The sequence below is a fragment of the Rhizobium sp. P1_E6 genome (assembly GCF_056405875.1).
In genome coordinates this window covers 42471-58020 of record NZ_JBFUBG010000004.1, presented here as the reverse complement: position 1 = coordinate 58020, position 15550 = coordinate 42471, and the positions used below count along the sequence as shown (strand labels likewise).

The following is a 15550-nucleotide window of genomic DNA, read 5'->3' as shown; positions in this document are numbered from 1 at the left end:
ACGCGCGGCGCTCTGGGTGCCGGAAGGCCCGGCATCAAGGGGTTTCCAGCGCTCGAAAGGCCCTGTTACGGCACGAAAACGGCCTGTCGTAACAGTTAAAATGCAATTGTTTCTCAAAACTGGATGTTCAAGCCTTTCTGTCAGGGTGCGCTCTAAGGTTTCGCATGAAGTGAGGCGACAATGACCGGTTACAATGAGCTCAAAGCAGCAGGGCAGATCCTCGTGGTCGAGGACGATCCCGTGCAGCGCCGTCTGCTCAAGAACGCGATCGAGCGTAGCGGCCATGTGGTGCATCAGGCCGAGAACGGCCGCATCGGGCTGGAGATGGTGAAGCGCGATCCAGGCCTTTTCAATGTCATCGTGCTCGATCTGATGATGCCGGAAATGACCGGCCTCGAATTCCTCGAAGCCCTGCATGATTTCGGTACGCAAATTCCGGTCATCGTCCAGACCGGGCAGGGTGGCATCGAGACGGTCGTGCAGGCCATGCGCGCAGGTGCCTTTGATTTCGTCGTCAAGCCGGTCTCTCCGGAACGCATCAACACATCCATTTCCAATGCGATGAAGCTCGACCAACGCGAGGTGAAGGCCCGTGTCGGCCGCAGATCGCGTGCCGGCTCCGTCGGCTTCGACGACATCGTTTCGGCAAGCCCGGCGATGATCCGCGTCATCGATCTGGCGCAGCGCGCCTCGCAGTCCAATATCCCGGTCGTGCTCGAAGGCGAATCGGGCGTCGGCAAGGAATTGGTGGCGCGCGCCATCCAGTCGGCCGGAGACAGGGCCAACAAGCCGTTCGTCACGGTCAATTGTGGCGCCATCCCGCACAATCTCGTCGAAAGCATTCTCTTCGGCCATGAAAAAGGTGCCTTCACAGGTGCTACCGAAAAGCATATCGGCAAATTTATGGAAGCCGACGGCGGCACCATTTTCCTCGATGAGATCGGCGACCTGCCGCTCGAAGTGCAGGTCAAGCTGCTGCGGGCCGTTCAGCAGGGCGAGATCGAAACCGTAGGCGCCCGCACTGCGCACAAGGTCAATGTCCGCCTCATCTCGGCGACGAACAAGGATCTTATCGAAGAGGTCAAGAACGGCCACTTCCGCGAAGACCTCTATTACCGCCTGAACGTCTTCCCGATCACCATTCCAGCACTGCGCAAGCGCAAGGAAGATATTCCGAATCTGGTCCGCGTCTTCACCGACCGCTTCTCGAGCGAGCAGAAGAACGGCCGCCGCATGACGGTCAATGCGGGTACGCTGGCGATGCTGACCTCCTATGATTGGCCGGGCAATATCCGCCAGCTCGAGAACGCGATCTTCCGCGCCGTGGTGCTTGCCGAGGGTCCCGAGCTGACCGAATCGGACTTCCCGCAGATTGCCGCCCAGCTTCCGAACTACGAGGTCGTGGATCACCTGGCACTTGTCGCCGACAATTCGCATCTCGATCCGGACGCCGAATTCCCCGAGGATTATCAGGCGGTATCCGTCGCCGAGACGATGCGCCGCGTGCCCGAGGCCTCCGACAGCGCGATCCCGAGCGTCAATCAGGCCGGAGATGTGCGCCGTCTTGCCGATGTCGAGGAAGAACTGATTCGTTTCGCGTTGAAGTTTTATCGCGGACAAATGAGTCAAGTGGCAAGAAAGCTAGGTATTGGCCGATCCACACTTTATCGGAAGCTCAAGGATTACGGTATCGATCCCGATAATCCTCAGAAAGATGCGGCATAGAGGCGTTTTTATTAAKAATAAGGCAACCACGTTTGGTTACCCGCCATAAACCACTTGTTAGCGGCCCGTTCACTATGTAAAGAAAAGGTTGATCATGTGTGGCATTTTTGCCATCGTGTGACCGCAATTGACAGCCATTTGAGGCAGTACGGGACATTGACTGTCTGACGGGGATCGAGTTGCCGAATCTGAATGGGAATACCAAGCCTTCGCGCTTGAGCTGGCGCTTGTCGTGCGCCAAGATTGGCGGAAAGGCAATTAGGACGGTAGCGGCCGCCCTGATTGCACTCGCGGTTTCCTCACCGGTATTCGTAAGCACACCGTCTCAGGCCGCCGGGGACACCCGCAGTCTGAAGCTCTATTTCATCCATACCGGCGAAAAGGCAGTCATCACCTACAAGCGCAACGGAAGGTTCGACCCGAAGGGTCTTGAGCAGCTCAACCGCTTCCTGCGCGACTGGCGCAAGAATCAGCCGACGAAGATGGACCCGCGTCTCTTCGATCTCATCTGGGAAGTTTATCGTCAGTCGGGCTCCAGGGATTATATCAACGTCGTCTGCGGTTTCCGTTCGCCAGGCACCAATGAGATGCTGCGTGGACGTTCGCGCAATTCCGGCGTCGCCGAAAAGAGCCAGCACATGCTCGGCAAGGCGATGGACTTCTTCATTCCCGACGTGAGGCTCGCCACGCTGCGCGGTATCGGCATGAAGATGCAGGTTGGCGGTGTCGGCTTCTATCCGAAGTCCGGTTCGCCCTTCGTACATATGGATGTCGGCGGCGTTCGCGCCTGGCCGCGCATGAGCCGCGACGAATTGGTCAGGCTCTTCCCTGACGGTAACACCATTCATATTCCAGYCGACGGTAAGCCGCTGCCGGGCTACCAGCAGGCAATGGCCGATTATAAGCGCCGCGTGGCGAACGGCAGCCAGATCATGATGGCCAGCTCCTCCGGTTCTGCTTCGGATGAAGAGCCTCGCAAGCAAAAGACACTGTTTGCTGTCCTGTTTGGCGGTGGCGCCGACGAGGAAGAGGATAATTCGGAGGATAGCGCACCGGTGGCTGTCGCCAAGGCCACGCCGCCGAAGGCTGAGGCTGTTCCGGCTGCAGAACCGCAGCCACAGACCGAAGTCGCAAGCCTGAATGCACCCGTGCCGCAGGTTCGTCCGGCTTTCAGCAACCAGCTTGCAGGCAACGAGGTTGCGAATGCTTTGGTGCCGCCGTCTGCAGCTAATGCCGCCCAGCAGGCGCTTGCCGCCATGCCGGCAGGCCAGCCGCAGGAGCCTGAGCATTTCGCCGACCTCAGCGCCTACAGCATTCCGGTTCCTTCTCTTCTCGGCCAGCGCCGCGCTCCAGGTGATGCCCAGATCGCCTCCGTCGATCCGAACCTGATGTCGACAGGCGTTCCGACCCCGGCCGAACGCCCAGCCGTCGCCGAAAACCTGCTCGCTGCACAGAATGCCGATCCGGAAGCGGCAGGGGATGAGGCCGATCAGGATACGCTTTCGCCTGCCATGGCGGCTGCGCTTGCAAAGCAGCAGGATGAGGCCGGTGAAGCGCAGGTAGCCGCGAACGCGCCTTCGGAGCCACAGACCGTGGAGCAGGCGATCAACGCTGCTGCGCCTGCAAAGGTGCCGGCTCTCGATAAGCCGCCGCTGCAGCTTGCAGCGCTTGTGCCGATGACCAAGTCTGCAAGCTTCGCCGAGCCTGTCCAAGCGCCGAAGTCAGCTGTCGTCAACAGCTCGATCGCACAGGGTCTGCCCGCCAAAGGCGGTCGTCCGACGAAGCAGGAAGCGGCAGCTGCCGACGAAAGCCGCCAGACGATGCGCACCGAGCCGAAGCTGACGCAGAAGATGATCTCGCAGTGGGCTCTCACCAACGCCCGCCTGGAAATGGCTTCCAAGAAGGTGCAGGCACCACGTTTCGTCAGTCAGACGCTGCGTGCCCAGCCGACAGCGGTCTATGCCGAAGGCTTCGTGAAGACGGCTTCTGTCGATCCGGACCGCTTCAGCGGCACGGCTGTCAACTTCATGGAAGTGCGCAAGTTCAACACGCGCTGATGCGTTTATATTCCGAACAGGCATGGGGCCGCCGGGCAATGTCCGGCGGCTTTTGTCTTTGCGGACGAAGGCAAGGCGACAATTGGCGGAGACTGTTGCCGACCAAAAGAAAAGCCGCCGTAAACGGCGGCTTTCATGAAGAGCGGTGGAGTTTTTTATCCTCAGCCTTCCGGCGGGGCTTCGATCATGCCGAGCGCGGCGAGGTAGGTGTCGAGGATTGCTTCCTCTTCCATACGCTCCTGCTCGTCCTTCTTGCGCAGCGCGATGACCTTCTTGAGAATCTTGGTGTCGAAGCCGGTTCCCTTGGCTTCGCCGTAGACGTCCTTGATGTCGTCGGCGATGGTCTTCTTTTCTTCTTCCAGTCGTTCGATGCGCTCGATGAAAGCGCGAAGCTGGTCGCGGGCGACGCCATGAGCATCAGACATCGTATTCTCCTGATTGGGATGATTAATTTTGGATGCACGTGACTGCCGCGAAGCGGCGTCGTGGTCAAGCCTCTTGACGGGCCACAAGCCTATTTATGCGGGTTGTTCACCTCAAAAGCTGCCTTTTGCACAGGCGATGCCTCCTTCTGGTGAAGGTCCTTCCAGTCTTCGTAAGGCATGCCGTAGACGATCTCGCGCGATTCGTCCTTGGTGACGGCGACACCTTCGGCCTCCGCAGCCTCCCGATACCAATTGGAAAGACAGTTACGGCAGAAGCCGGCAAGATTCATCAGGTCGATGTTCTGCACATCGGTGCGTTCGCGAAGATGCGCAACGAGGCGGCGGAAGGCGRCAGCCTCGAATTCCGTCTGCTGTTCCTTGCTGAGCGTGGTCATGGGCCAAGTCCTTTCAGTCAATAGGGGCCGGTGCGTGAAGCATGCACGCTGTATGCATGAAGGGCCGGTTCGGCATTCATGTCTGCAAAGACAGGGGCCAGACGCGCTGCCCATTCCTCGATGCCTGCCTCATCGCCGATGAGGTCCTGGCGTACTTCCAGAAGCGCGTGCGGAATGCCCGTAATCATGCAATGGCGGTACATGGTGTCACCCTTCAGCGCACCATCATATGGGTCGTTGTCACCGACGACGAGATCGGGATCGGCCCGTAGTTTTTCAAGCAACGGGGCCACAGCGCGGCGGTCGCTGTCCCAAAGTACCGCTGCATGCCAAGGGCGGGGAACGCCCTTCCAGGCGGGTGTAAAGGAGTGCAAGGAGAGTACGAGCGGCGCTTTGCCGGTCGTATTCGCCACCCTGTCGATCGTCTCCGACACTGCATTGTGATAAGGTCTGTGGAAGGCCTCGATCCGGTAATTCCACTCCTCTTCGGTGATCGGATGATTGCCGGGGATGATGGCGCCGTCCGAGATCTTCATGATCAGGGTCGGATCGTCCTCGCCTCTGTTCGGATCGATCAGCAGGCGCGAAAAACCGCCGAGAACACCGGGGACGCCCAGTTTTGCGCAAAGCCGGCGCGTGAGGCCTTCGATTCCGATGTCGTAGGCGATGTGCCTGACAAAGGCGCTTTCCGGCAGGCCGAGCCGGCCATATCCTTCGGGCAGGCGGTTCATGGCATGATCTCCAAGGATCACCATGCCTTTGTCATGTTGGCCGGGTAGGATTTCGAAGGATTGGAAGCGGTGCATCAGGAAATTGCCAATTGTCAGTTCTCGTCTTCGGGCAGTGATCGCATGCGCCTTCGGTCGGTTCAAGCGCGATAGGCGGGCTGGCGCGGCAAAATGCGCCCAACGGGCGGTTATGAAAGGAAATATAATCGATTAGCATTGCGTTGACTTTCGCTTGACGGCGGCGCAAGAAGACACGGATAACGAATAACCGTGGAGCTATTTGGGAGCCGTGTTGATCCAAGCCGCGCCAAGTTTCCTCACGCGGTCCGGACCGCTGGTCCGTCTCGCATTGTTCGCTCTTGCAGCCGTCTCGCCGTTCTTCATCGCTGATGCCGCGCGCGCGGATTTCCGTGTATGCAACGGTACGCAAAATCTGGTTGGCGTTGCGATCGGATACCGCGCGAAAGACGGCTGGATCACGGAGGGATGGTGGCAGGTACCGGCAACGACCTGCGCCACGTTGATCGAGGGAGAACTGCAGTCGCGTTATTATTACCTCTATGCAGAAGACGCCGCCCGCGGAGGCCGATGGACGGGTGATGTGCAGATGTGCGTAGCGGAAAATGAATTCAAGATCTCGGGTGTGCAGGACTGCTATGCCCGCGGTTATCAGAAAATGGGTTTCAAGGAATACGATACGGGCCGCCAGGGAAGCTGGATGGTTCAACTCTCCGACACCCCAGGGACGCAAGAAAGCCAGAATTGATGAAGCGTAACCGCAAAGTTAAAATCCTCGCCACCCTCGGCCCCGCCTCCTCCGAGGAATCGATGATCGAGAAGCTGCATCAGGCGGGTGCGGATATCTTCCGCATCAACATGAGCCATGCGAGCCATGACGTGATGCGCACGCTTGTACAGCGCATCCGTGCCGTCGAAGCCCGTTCGGGCCGGCCGATCGGCATTCTGGCCGACCTGCAGGGTCCGAAGCTTCGCGTTGGCAAGTTTGCCGATGTGAAGGTGGAGCTGAAGCCCGGCCAGACATTCACGCTCGACAACAACGATACCCCCGGCGACAACACCCGCGTGTTCCTGCCGCATCCTGAAATTCTCGAAGCCGTTCAGCCTGGCCACCGCCTGCTGATCGACGACGGCAAGCTGGCGCTGCGCGCCGAAAAGTGCGACGGCAAGAGCATTGTTACGACCGTCGTCGCCGGTACCAGCATTTCCGATCGCAAGGGCGTCAGCCTGCCTGACACGCTGCTTGGCGTGGGCGCGCTGACCGACAAGGACCGTGTCGACCTCGATGCCGTTCTCGCGACCGACGATGTCGACTGGGTGGCACTTTCCTTCGTCCAGCGCCCTGATGACCTCGCCGAAGTGCGCAAGATCGCCCGCGGCCGCGTCGGCATCATGTCGAAGATCGAGAAGCCGCAGGCTCTTGAGCGTATCGAAGAAATCATCGAGCTTTCCGACGCGCTGATGGTCGCTCGCGGCGACCTCGGCGTCGAAATGCCGCTCGAGGCCGTTCCGGGCATCCAGAAGCAGCTTATCCGGTCCTGCCGCCGTTCGGGCAAGCCGGTCATCGTCGCCACGCAGATGCTGGAATCGATGATCTCCTCGCCGGTTCCGACGCGCGCCGAAGTTTCGGACGTTTCGATCGCCGTCTTCGAAGGCGCCGATGCAATCATGCTGTCGGCAGAATCGGCTTCCGGCGCCTATCCGGTCGAAGCCGTCTCGATGATGGCCTCGATTGCCAGCACGGTGGAGAAGGATCCGCACTATCCGGGCATCATTTACGCGCAGCGCGCCCAACCGGAAGCGACCGGTGCGGACGCCATCTCGCTGGCCGCCCGCCAGATCGCCGAGACGCTGAAGCTGTCTGCTATCGTCTGTTATACCTCTTCCGGCACGACCGGCCTGCGCGCCTCGCGCGAGCGTCCGCAGGTGCCGATCATCGCTCTGTCGCCAATCATCAAGACGGCGCGCCGTCTGTCCGTCGTCTGGGGCATGCATTGCGTCGTCACGCATGATGCGACCGACCTCGACGACATGGTCAACCGCGCCTGCCGCATCGTTGCGGCAGAAGGTTTCGGCAAGCCGGGTGATCGCATCATCATCTCTGCCGGTGTGCCGCTCGGCACGCCTGGCGCGACCAACATGCTGCGCATTGCCTATATCGGCTCCGACGGCCAGAGCGGCATCTGATCGTTTACAGGCCTGAGAATACAAAGCGCTCCTTGAAAGAGGGGCGCTTTTTGTTTTTCGATTCTGCCTTTGCTGCTCTTAGCCGCGAGAGAGGTGACCGACGCGATAGATCTGGTTGGTGCCTGACGCGGACGGTGCTTCCGCGTAGAGGCCAAAACGGACTGTCGTCCAGTCACGCGGGTCAAAGGCGGTAATGCAGGCGAGTATATGTTTGCCCTGGGCTGCCTGCTTTGCCAGATCAATCTCCTGCTGTCGGAGATCGGGCAGACAGGCATTCGCTTCGATGGCGAGATATTCGCTATCGGCGAAACGGGCGCGACTAAGGTCAGACAGGACATGCGCATGCCAAACGATCCAGTGGCGGATGCGCGGCCGGCCGAAGGCATCTGTCAGCGCGGCAAAGCCGGGACCGCAGATGAAATCACTGGCGCCTTCCGGCTGATCCCAGAGATAAAAGGGCGCATAGAGATTTTCCGGACTGCCGAATTCACCGCGGCGGGCGCTCAGAAAGGCCTTGAAGCCGAGATGCTGGAAGCCGTCCATCGCCGGACCCTTGTCGCGGATGCGGCGGTCGATGATCTCCATATCGTAGTCGGCAGGCAGGGTGAAGGAATATTGCATCGCCATCATGATTGAGGTTCCGCTCTGTCAGACCAATCGACGAAGCGGCCCTTCTCGAAGCCCTGGATACTGAGGTAGCTGAAGGGGCTGTCGGGTGTCGCTCCATGCCAGTGAAGCTCACCGGCTGCAAACCATATGGCGTCGCCGGTTCTGACTTCCTCGATTGCTTTTCCCTCCCGCTGCACAAAGCCGACGCCGGAGAGAACATAGAGAAGCTGGCCGCGCGGATGCGTGTGCCAATGCGTGACGGTGGCAGGATCCAGTGTTGCGCGCATGGCAGTGTTTTCGCCATCGATCTGGCTGTCGAGCAGCATTTCGACCCAGAAGGGCGCATTCGAAATGCCCTCGGGTGCACGGACGGCATTGCCGGGACGGCGGATCGTCATCGTCTTGGGATTGGCCTCGTTCATACCGGAACTCCTGATGCGCGCGCTTCCCAGCCAGATTCGGCCATCTGCGCCAGCCCGTCGCCGAAGGACCATTCGTCCGGTTCGCTGGTCGAGATGACGATCATCACGTCTTGCGGGCGCAGGCCGGGCGATTGCTGCAGCAGTTCGACTGCCCGGCGGAAGAGAGCCTTGCGCATCTCGGTCGTGCGCGGCTTGCCGGTGGTGATCGAAATCAGCACGAAATCATCCGAGCGCGGACCCGCGAGGTAGTTGCGATCGAAGATCAGTTCGCCCGGTTCGTGCTGGTGGATGATCTGGAAGCGGTCGGCCGGCGGCACATTGAAGGTCTCGACCATGGCCTTGTGGATGCTGTCCGAAAGGGCGTGCAGATAATCCGGCGACTTGCCTTTCAGAAGGGAGATGCGAGCGAACGGCATTGGAAGCCTCCTTGTTGTGTGTCTTGACAGAGAAAGCATCTCACGTCACGATAATGCAGAAAATCAGAATTTTATGGACTTATAATCCTGAAAATTGGGATCATTGGATGAGGCGGATTACCTTCGATCTGGATGTGCTGAGGACCTTTGCGACGGGCATGGATCTCGGCAATTTCGCCAGGGCGGCGGATCGGCTGGGACGATCGACATCCGCCGTCAGTGCGCAGCTCAAGAAGCTGGAGGAGCAGGCCGGCACGCCGATCTTTCGCAAGTCGGGACGCGGGCTGGCGCTGACGGAGGCCGGCGAGACGATGCTTGCCTATGCCCGGCGGCTACTGGAACTGAATGACGAGGCGGTGGCGGCAGTTCAGCGTGTCGAGCTGGAAGGCTGGGTGCGGCTCGGCCTGCAGGAGGACTTTGGCGAGAACCTGCTTCCCGAGGTGCTCGGACGCTTCGCGCGGGCACACCCGAAGGTGCGCATCGAAGCGCGCGTGGTGCGCAATGCCGAGCTTCTGGAACGCGTGACGACAGGCAAGCTCGATCTCGCGCTTGCCTGGAGCGTCGGCACCTTGACCGCGCATTGTGAGCATATCGCCGATGTGCCGATGCGCTGGATCGGCCCGGCAAATGACCTGCAGGCATGGACGAGGGCAAGTGGCGAGCCGATGCCGCTTGCTTCGCTCGAAGCGCCCTGCCTGCTCAGGAATGCCGCGACGAAGGTGCTGGACGAAGCCGGCATTTCCTGGCGGCTCTCTTTCGTCAGTCCGAGCCTCGGCGGTCTCTGGGCTGCGACCGCGGCGGGACTGGGTATCACCGTGCGTACGCCGATCGGACTGCCTGCCAAGGTGCGGATGCTGGCACCGGGCGAAGCGGGCCTGCCGGAATTGCCGAAACTCGGGCTGGTCTTGCATCGGGCAGAGGCCGAGCCCGATGCCGCAACGGCGCGGCTGGCTGAGCTGGTGCTACAGTCGGTGCATGAAGCGGTGAGGGATGTTTCCATGCCGTCCGATCATGAGAGAGGATTGCGAAGGGTCGGGTGAAGTGTTGACGCTTCCTGCTGAAGCCGATAGCCTTTCGTGACTATGAAAATGATCGCTCTCAACATCGCTACGGTCTTCTTCTTGAGCCTCTAAGGCTCTGCCTTCGGGCAAAGGAAGATGCGGCCGCTTCACCAGCCGATTGGCTGGCGCGTTGCCTTGGATTGTAACCACCCCGCATCCGGCCAATGGACAATGCCGGCAGGGTTTGGCGATAGAGAGATATTTCATGACATCTACTGGTTACCCGCCGGCGCTCAGCGCCGAGCAGATCGAGCAGTTCATCGAAGACGGCTTCGTGCGGATCGATGATGCTTTTCCCCGCGACGTGGCCGCGAAAGCCCGCGCCATCATGTGGCGGGATATTCCCTTCGACCCCGAGGATCCTAAAAGCTGGGTGCAGCCGGTCGTCCGGCTTGCCGGCTATGGCGGCGGCCCGTTCGAGACAGCGGTCAACACGCCTGTGCTGCATTCGGCTTTCGATCAGCTCGTCGGCAAGGGGCGCTGGGAGCCGCGCAACGGCCTCGGCAGTTTCCCGGTTCGTTTTCCGCATCCTGATGATCCGGGTGATGCCGGCTGGCATGTGGATCTGAGCTTTCCGGGAGATGAAGGCAACCCGAATGAGCAGCGGGATTTTTCCGCCTGGCGGGTGAACATCACCTCGCGCGGGCGGGCACTCCTGATGCTGTTCCTGTTCTCGGATGTCGGCGAAGAAGACGCGCCGACGCGGATCCGGGTGGGATCGCATAAGGATGTAGCAAGGATGCTGGAGCCGGCCGGCGAAGCGGGCATGGCGCATCTGTGGCTGGAGCATGTCGGCGAGGACAGACCGCTTGCTCTGGCGACGGGGCAGGCGGGCACGGTTTATCTGTGCCATCCGTTCCTCATCCATGCGGCGCAGATGCATCGCGGCAAGGAGCCGCGCTTCATGGCCCAACCCGGTCTTTCGCCAGCGGAGCCGCTGAAGCTTGTGCGTGAGGACGGCGCCTATTCGCCTGTCGAAATCGTCATCCGCAGGGCGCTCCAGCAAGGTTGAGGCGTGTCGTAAAACGCTGCGTAGCTTTGCGCGGCACGACAGGAGTGGAGGAGGTTGCTTCGTATCGGAACCTCCTCCACTTCAGGGAACCTCCGCCGCAAGATGCTCTGATACAAGAAGAGGGCGCCATTTTGTGCTCAAACGGGGGCTTGGTGGCGGAGGTTCACCTTTAATGGAGGAGGTTCGGCGGAGGTTGCCTCCTCCGGCTTAACATGTTGATATATATATTGATTTAAATTGGGTGGAGGAGGTGGCGGAGGTTATTTGGGCAAACCTGCCGGAAGCCACTTATTCCGGTACTTATGGAGCTGGTGTAGCGACGCTTACGGCGACTCTTGGAAAAACGCATTTAACCTCCGCCACCTCCTCCACCCTCGTCGCGGCTGGAGAGGATACATCCAATTTTGCCGATTACATCACGCCTGCAGTTCTTGCTGTGCTGCCCGGCGGATCGCCTGGGGCGGCTGGCCGAAGGCGCGCAGGAAGGCGCGACGCATGCGCTCGCGATCGGCAAAGCCGGTTTCGCGGGCGACGGTATCGATCGGATGGCGGCCTTGTTCCATCATCAGGCGGGCCGCCTCCAGCCGCAGGTTCTCGACCGCTTTTGCCGGTGATTGGCCCGTTTCGGCGCGGAAGGCACGGCTGAATTGACGGGGGCTCAGATGCGCGGCCTCGGCCAGTTCCTCCACCGAGAGCGTGGATTTCAGATTGCTGCGCGCATGGGCGAGTGCCTTCTGGATACGGTCGGATTTCGGCTCCAGCTCCAAAAGGGCGGAAAACTGCGACTGACCGCCGGCGCGGCGATGGTAGACGACGAGCTTGCGGGCAACGGCGCGGGCGATCTCCAGGCCATGATCCTTCTCGACCATTGCGAGCGCCAGATCGACACCCGCCGTCATGCCCGCCGAGGTCCAGACGGAACCATCGATGATGTAGATGCGGTCTTCTTCCATCCGAATCTCGGGGTAACGATTCTGCAGCTCGCGGGCGAGATACCAATGGGTCGTGGCACGCCGGCCGTCGAGAATGCCGGCATCGGCAAGCAGGAAGGCGCCGGTGCAGATCGAGGCGAGGCGGCGGGTGGCGGGAAGTGCGGCGCGAATGAAATCCGCCTCAGCCTTGTTAGGCAGTTTGATATCAGGCGCGCCAGCGACAATCAGCGTATCGAAGCCGGGATCGCCAAAAGCCTCCGTCTCCATGACCATGCCGAGCGAATTGGCGATCGGGCCGCCGGTCTCGGAGAGATAATGGATGTCATAGGCCTTCTCGCCGAGTTCGATATTGGCGAATTCGAAGGCCGAGACTGCGGCAAGGCTCATGATCTGAAAGCCGGGAAAGAGCAGGAAAGCGATTTGCTGCATGGTCATCATGTCCTGAAAAGAGGATGTCCTAAAAAGTGGTATATATGACATTTGGGTCATCCGCAATTGAGCCTAAAACTCTCCTCAAGCGCAAGCAATCGGGCCGGCGCATGAGACGGAGAAACGATCATGGCACATGAACATAAGGGTACGGCGTTGGTTACGGGCGCATCGTCGGGCATCGGCGCTGTTTACGCGCACCGGCTGGCACAGCAGGGCTATAACCTCATCCTCGTCGCCCGCAACACTGAGCGGCTGAAGGCGCTGGCAAGCCGGCTGACCGATGAAACGGGCCGCACGGTCGAAACGATTTCCGCCGATCTCGGCAAGAAGGATGATCTCGCGAAGGTCGAGAAGGTCCTGAAGGAAGATCAGAGCATCACCCTGCTGGTCAACAATGCCGGCTTCGGCGGCACCGCACCGTTGCTCAACTCCGACATCGACAAGATGCAGGAGATGATCGAACTCAACGTGACCGCCCTGACGCGGCTGACCTATGCCGCCGCGCCAGGCCTCGTTGCCCGTGGTGGTGGGACGATCATCAACATCGCCTCGATCGTGGCGATCGCGCCCGAGGTCCTGAACGGTGTCTATGGTGGCACGAAAGCCTTCGTGCTGGCCTTCAGCCAGTCGCTGAAGCATGAGCTTGCCGACAAGAATATCCGTGTCCAGGCCGTATTGCCGGGCGCTACGGCCACGGAATTCTGGGGCATCGCCGGCACGCCGGTTGAACATCTGCCGGGCGAGATCGTCATGTCGGCGGAAAACATGGTCGATGCTTCGCTGGCAGGTCTTGCCGAGGGTGAATTTGCTACGATCCCGGCGCTCGAAGATGCCGGCTTGCTTGCTGCCTATGAACAGGCCCGCCAGGCGCTGATGCCGAACCTGTCGCGTTCGGCTCCGGCTCCGCGCTACAAGATCGCCTGAAGACGATCGATCGGGAACGACATCGTCCGCGGCAGGTCGCTGCGGACGATGTTTTCTATTGGGGGAGATCCGCGCGGAAGGCCGCTGCGACATTCTCTGCGAGGCGATCGTGGATGACCGTCCGGCTCGTTCTCTCGGGATCGTCACAGAGAGGCTCTTCGCCTTCTTCCCGAAGGATGGGGGCGCCCGACGGCTTGCATTCGCTGAAGGCGCTGTATTGCGAAGCATCGGTGACGAGATCGAAGTGCGCGCCAGGTATAGCGCTCTTCAGGCCCGATGCGCGCAGCCCAGGCCAGATCTTCGCCGGTGTGCCGAGATTGATGAGCCGCACCGGGATCGATATGCGCTTGAGGCTGTCGGGTGCAAAATTCGCGCCGAATTCAGGATCAACGATGACAGCTGCCTTCACCCGCTGATCGAGATGAGAGCGAGCGATATTTTGCGGATCGATGGAATGAAGATCAATGCCGGCGCCGGCGAATTCGGCGCAGTCGACGCCCGTGCCGTCGCTGTCGCAGGAGCGTGCGAAGCTTTCCGGATCGAGGCGACCGCCTGCGAGGGAGAGTGCAGACGTTCCGCCGACAAGGAAGCCCAGCACGCCGACGCGGCTACGGTCTATCTGGACAGGCAGTGAGCCGTTCTTCTCGATCGCCGTCAGCGCCGCCGAGAGATCGGCAGGCCGCAGCCATATTTCGTGGAGGCTCTCCTCGCTCGTCATCGTCTCCGGATCTGGTTGGCGCATCATCGCCACCACGAAGCCTTTGGATGCGAGGCGCGACGCCATCCAGGCGCCGATGAACGGTCCGGATTTCAGACCGCCATGGGAAAACAGGATCAAGGGGTGACTGCCCGCAGCGGGAGGTGCGTCGTGCTGGGCTGCCTCGCCTTTGAAAAGCGGGCTGTCGCCGATGAGGATAGGCGTTCCGCCCGCCGTCGCCGGATACCAGAGCGTGACGTCCATGACACCGCCGCGTTCCGGCACGGCGACCGAGAGGAAGGACAGGCCAATTGTGTCGGCCGCATGGGCCGGGGTGTTGGTGGCGAGGATGCAGGCCGACAGCAGCAGGGAGAGAAGATGTCTCATGGAAACCTCGGAACGAAGACCGCCACATGACGGCAAGACGAGGTTTCGCTATTTCCGAGGTAAGCGAGACCCCGATCACGATTGAGGTCGTTACCGATCGCGATCGGGGTCTTCGGKCGGTTATCGGCTCTTAGCCGAAGCGTTCCAGCGCTGTGGTGAAGACGTCGGCGTCGATATTGCCGCCTGACGTGACAACGATCGTCGTATCGCTATCCAGTTGATCGCCATGGAAAAGTGCTGCGGCAAGGGCAACGGCCCCGCCCGGCTCGACGACGATCTTGAGGCGGGTGAAGGCGAGGGCCACGGCGCGCAATGCCTCATCGTCGGTCACGACGACACCCTGTCCGGCCAGACGCTTGAGGATCGGGAAGGTGATATTGCCCGGCTGTGGCGTAATGATCGCGTCGCAGATTGACCCGCTCAAGGTGGCGTTGCGCTCGATCTTGCCCGATGCAAGCGACCGCGTGGTGTCGTCGAAGTTTTCTGGTTCGCAGGGACGGACGCGGAAGCCCGGCGCACTTGCTTCCAATGCCAGGGCGATGCCCGAACTCAGGCCGCCGCCGCCGCAGGGAACGAGGACTTCAGCGTTCCTGACGCCTTCCTCCTCCGCTTGTTCTGCGATTTCCAGCCCGGTCGTGCCCTGGCCGGCAATGACCAGCGGTTCGTCGAAAGGCTTGATGAGCGTCAGCCCGCGTTCGGCCGAAAGTCTCGCACCGATCTCGTCGCGGTCTTCGTTGGCGCGGTCATAGAGCACCACTTCGGCGCCGAAGGCGCGTGTATTGGCAATCTTCAGCTTCGGCGCATCGCTCGGCATGATGATGACGCTGGGGATACCGTGCATGCGTGCGGCAAGTGCCACACCCTGAGCATGATTGCCGGAGGAGAAGGCGATGACGCCCTTCTTGCGCAGTTCGGGATCGATGCCCGAGACGGCGGACCAGCCGCCGCGGAACTTGAAGGAGCCGGAATGCTGCAGGCATTCGGCCTTCACGAACAGCCGCCGGCCGGCGATTTCATCGAGGAAGGGGGAGGAGAGAAGCGGCGTGCGCCGCGCATGACCGCGCAGGCGAGCCCGGGCGGCAACGATCATTTCAATGGAAGCCATGGGAATCTCTTTTTGCTG

Annotated in this window: 16 protein-coding genes; 7 read left to right on the top strand and 9 right to left on the bottom strand. The window is 60.7% G+C overall.

Annotated elements, in window-relative coordinates; all coding sequences use genetic code 11:
• The first annotated feature begins 180 nt into the window (after positions 1-180).
• Together AC1D35_RS04120 and AC1D35_RS04115 are read left to right on the top strand one after the other, a co-directional pair.
• The gene (locus tag AC1D35_RS04120; protein ID WP_113296078.1) at positions 181-1725 is read left to right on the top strand and encodes a sigma-54-dependent transcriptional regulator; all 1545 of its coding nucleotides are present in this window, start codon (positions 181-183) and stop codon (positions 1723-1725) included.
• Between the two features lie 179 nt (positions 1726-1904).
• Positions 1905-3782, top strand: a complete 1878-nt coding sequence (locus tag AC1D35_RS04115) for a peptidoglycan L,D-endopeptidase MepK (protein WP_477938235.1) — start codon at positions 1905-1907, stop codon at positions 3780-3782.
• Positions 3783-3943: 161 nt separating this feature from the next.
• On the opposite strand, the gene AC1D35_RS04110 is transcribed toward AC1D35_RS04115, so the two are convergent.
• The 3 genes from AC1D35_RS04110 to AC1D35_RS04100 form a co-directional block, all read right to left on the bottom strand.
• Positions 3944-4207: a DUF2312 domain-containing protein gene (locus AC1D35_RS04110; RefSeq protein ID WP_113296080.1), complete on the bottom strand. Its 264-nt coding sequence runs from the start codon at positions 4205-4207 to the stop codon at positions 3944-3946.
• Positions 4208-4296: 89 nt separating this feature from the next.
• Positions 4297-4602 carry a DUF1244 domain-containing protein gene (locus AC1D35_RS04105; RefSeq protein WP_477938234.1) on the bottom strand — a complete coding sequence of 102 codons (306 nt, stop codon included), beginning with the start codon at positions 4600-4602 and terminating at the stop codon, positions 4297-4299.
• A 17-nt stretch (positions 4603-4619) separates the two neighbouring features.
• Positions 4620-5408: an N-formylglutamate amidohydrolase gene (locus AC1D35_RS04100; RefSeq protein ID WP_113310301.1), complete on the bottom strand. Its 789-nt coding sequence runs from the start codon at positions 5406-5408 to the stop codon at positions 4620-4622.
• 214 nt (positions 5409-5622) lie between these two features.
• Between AC1D35_RS04100 and AC1D35_RS04095 the strand changes: the two genes are divergently transcribed.
• Both AC1D35_RS04095 and pyk read left to right on the top strand, forming a co-directional pair.
• A complete protein-coding gene (locus AC1D35_RS04095; RefSeq protein ID WP_477832646.1) occupies positions 5623-6096 on the top strand; it encodes a DUF1036 domain-containing protein in 474 nt (157 codons plus the stop codon).
• A complete protein-coding gene (gene pyk / locus AC1D35_RS04090; RefSeq protein WP_113310300.1) occupies positions 6096-7535 on the top strand; it encodes a pyruvate kinase in 1440 nt (479 codons plus the stop codon). The genes AC1D35_RS04095 and pyk overlap by 1 nt, the downstream gene beginning before the upstream one ends.
• A gap of 78 nt (positions 7536-7613) precedes the next feature.
• Here the strand turns inward: pyk and AC1D35_RS04085 are convergent, their stop codons facing one another.
• From AC1D35_RS04085 to AC1D35_RS04075, 3 genes are read right to left on the bottom strand one after another with little or no spacing between them, the layout of a single operon-like run.
• A complete protein-coding gene (locus AC1D35_RS04085) occupies positions 7614-8165 on the bottom strand; it encodes a DUF4865 family protein (RefSeq protein ID WP_113310299.1) in 552 nt (183 codons plus the stop codon).
• Positions 8162-8566, bottom strand: coding sequence for a cupin domain-containing protein (locus tag AC1D35_RS04080; protein WP_113310298.1), 405 nt, complete (start codon positions 8564-8566; stop codon positions 8162-8164). Before AC1D35_RS04080 ends, AC1D35_RS04085 begins: the two co-directional genes overlap by 4 nt.
• The gene (locus AC1D35_RS04075; RefSeq protein ID WP_113310297.1) at positions 8563-8982 is read right to left on the bottom strand and encodes a tautomerase family protein; all 420 of its coding nucleotides are present in this window, start codon (positions 8980-8982) and stop codon (positions 8563-8565) included. Before AC1D35_RS04075 ends, AC1D35_RS04080 begins: the two co-directional genes overlap by 4 nt.
• 107 nt (positions 8983-9089) lie before the next feature.
• Between AC1D35_RS04075 and AC1D35_RS04070 the strand changes: the two genes are divergently transcribed.
• Both AC1D35_RS04070 and AC1D35_RS04065 read left to right on the top strand, forming a co-directional pair.
• Positions 9090-10022 carry a LysR substrate-binding domain-containing protein gene (locus AC1D35_RS04070; protein ID WP_113310296.1) on the top strand — a complete coding sequence of 311 codons (933 nt, stop codon included), beginning with the start codon at positions 9090-9092 and terminating at the stop codon, positions 10020-10022.
• A gap of 226 nt (positions 10023-10248) precedes the next feature.
• Positions 10249-11055 carry a phytanoyl-CoA dioxygenase family protein gene (locus AC1D35_RS04065; protein WP_113310295.1) on the top strand — a complete coding sequence of 269 codons (807 nt, stop codon included), beginning with the start codon at positions 10249-10251 and terminating at the stop codon, positions 11053-11055.
• A 416-nt stretch (positions 11056-11471) separates the two neighbouring features.
• Here the strand turns inward: AC1D35_RS04065 and AC1D35_RS04060 are convergent, their stop codons facing one another.
• On the bottom strand, positions 11472-12416 hold the full coding sequence (locus AC1D35_RS04060) for a GlxA family transcriptional regulator (RefSeq protein WP_113310402.1): 945 nt from the start codon (positions 12414-12416) through the stop codon (positions 11472-11474).
• Positions 12417-12545: 129 nt separating this feature from the next.
• Between AC1D35_RS04060 and AC1D35_RS04055 the strand changes: the two genes are divergently transcribed.
• On the top strand, positions 12546-13343 hold the full coding sequence (locus AC1D35_RS04055) for an SDR family NAD(P)-dependent oxidoreductase (RefSeq protein WP_113310294.1): 798 nt from the start codon (positions 12546-12548) through the stop codon (positions 13341-13343).
• A gap of 55 nt (positions 13344-13398) precedes the next feature.
• Here the strand turns inward: AC1D35_RS04055 and AC1D35_RS04050 are convergent, their stop codons facing one another.
• Positions 13399-14427: an alpha/beta hydrolase family protein gene (locus tag AC1D35_RS04050; RefSeq protein WP_477851746.1), complete on the bottom strand. Its 1029-nt coding sequence runs from the start codon at positions 14425-14427 to the stop codon at positions 13399-13401.
• A 130-nt stretch (positions 14428-14557) separates the two neighbouring features.
• Complete coding sequence (locus AC1D35_RS04045) at positions 14558-15532, bottom strand: threonine ammonia-lyase (RefSeq protein ID WP_113310292.1); 975 nt, start codon at positions 15530-15532, stop codon at positions 14558-14560.
• Positions 15533-15550 lie beyond the last annotated feature (18 nt).

Excerpts from the sequence above, each read along its gene's own strand:
- AC1D35_RS04080 (WP_113310298.1), bottom strand. The coding sequence starts at position 8,566 with ATGAACGAGGCCAATCCCAAGACGATGACGATCCGCCGTCCCGGCAAT.
- AC1D35_RS04120 (WP_113296078.1), top strand. The coding sequence starts at position 181 with ATGACCGGTTACAATGAGCTCAAAGCAGCAGGGCAGATCCTCGTGGTC.
- AC1D35_RS04110 (WP_113296080.1), bottom strand. The coding sequence starts at position 4,207 with ATGTCTGATGCTCATGGCGTCGCCCGCGACCAGCTTCGCGCTTTCATC.
- AC1D35_RS04055 (WP_113310294.1), top strand. The coding sequence starts at position 12,546 with ATGGCACATGAACATAAGGGTACGGCGTTGGTTACGGGCGCATCGTCG.
- AC1D35_RS04085 (WP_113310299.1), bottom strand. The coding sequence starts at position 8,165 with ATGATGGCGATGCAATATTCCTTCACCCTGCCTGCCGACTACGATATG.
- AC1D35_RS04050 (WP_477851746.1), bottom strand. The coding sequence starts at position 14,427 with ATGAGACATCTTCTCTCCCTGCTGCTGTCGGCCTGCATCCTCGCCACC.
- AC1D35_RS04045 (WP_113310292.1), bottom strand. The coding sequence starts at position 15,532 with ATGGCTTCCATTGAAATGATCGTTGCCGCCCGGGCTCGCCTGCGCGGT.
- AC1D35_RS04060 (WP_113310402.1), bottom strand. The coding sequence starts at position 12,416 with ATGCAGCAAATCGCTTTCCTGCTCTTTCCCGGCTTTCAGATCATGAGC.
- pyk (WP_113310300.1), top strand. The coding sequence starts at position 6,096 with ATGAAGCGTAACCGCAAAGTTAAAATCCTCGCCACCCTCGGCCCCGCC.
- AC1D35_RS04070 (WP_113310296.1), top strand. The coding sequence starts at position 9,090 with ATGAGGCGGATTACCTTCGATCTGGATGTGCTGAGGACCTTTGCGACG.
- AC1D35_RS04100 (WP_113310301.1), bottom strand. The coding sequence starts at position 5,408 with ATGCACCGCTTCCAATCCTTCGAAATCCTACCCGGCCAACATGACAAA.
- AC1D35_RS04065 (WP_113310295.1), top strand. The coding sequence starts at position 10,249 with ATGACATCTACTGGTTACCCGCCGGCGCTCAGCGCCGAGCAGATCGAG.
- AC1D35_RS04075 (WP_113310297.1), bottom strand. The coding sequence starts at position 8,982 with ATGCCGTTCGCTCGCATCTCCCTTCTGAAAGGCAAGTCGCCGGATTAT.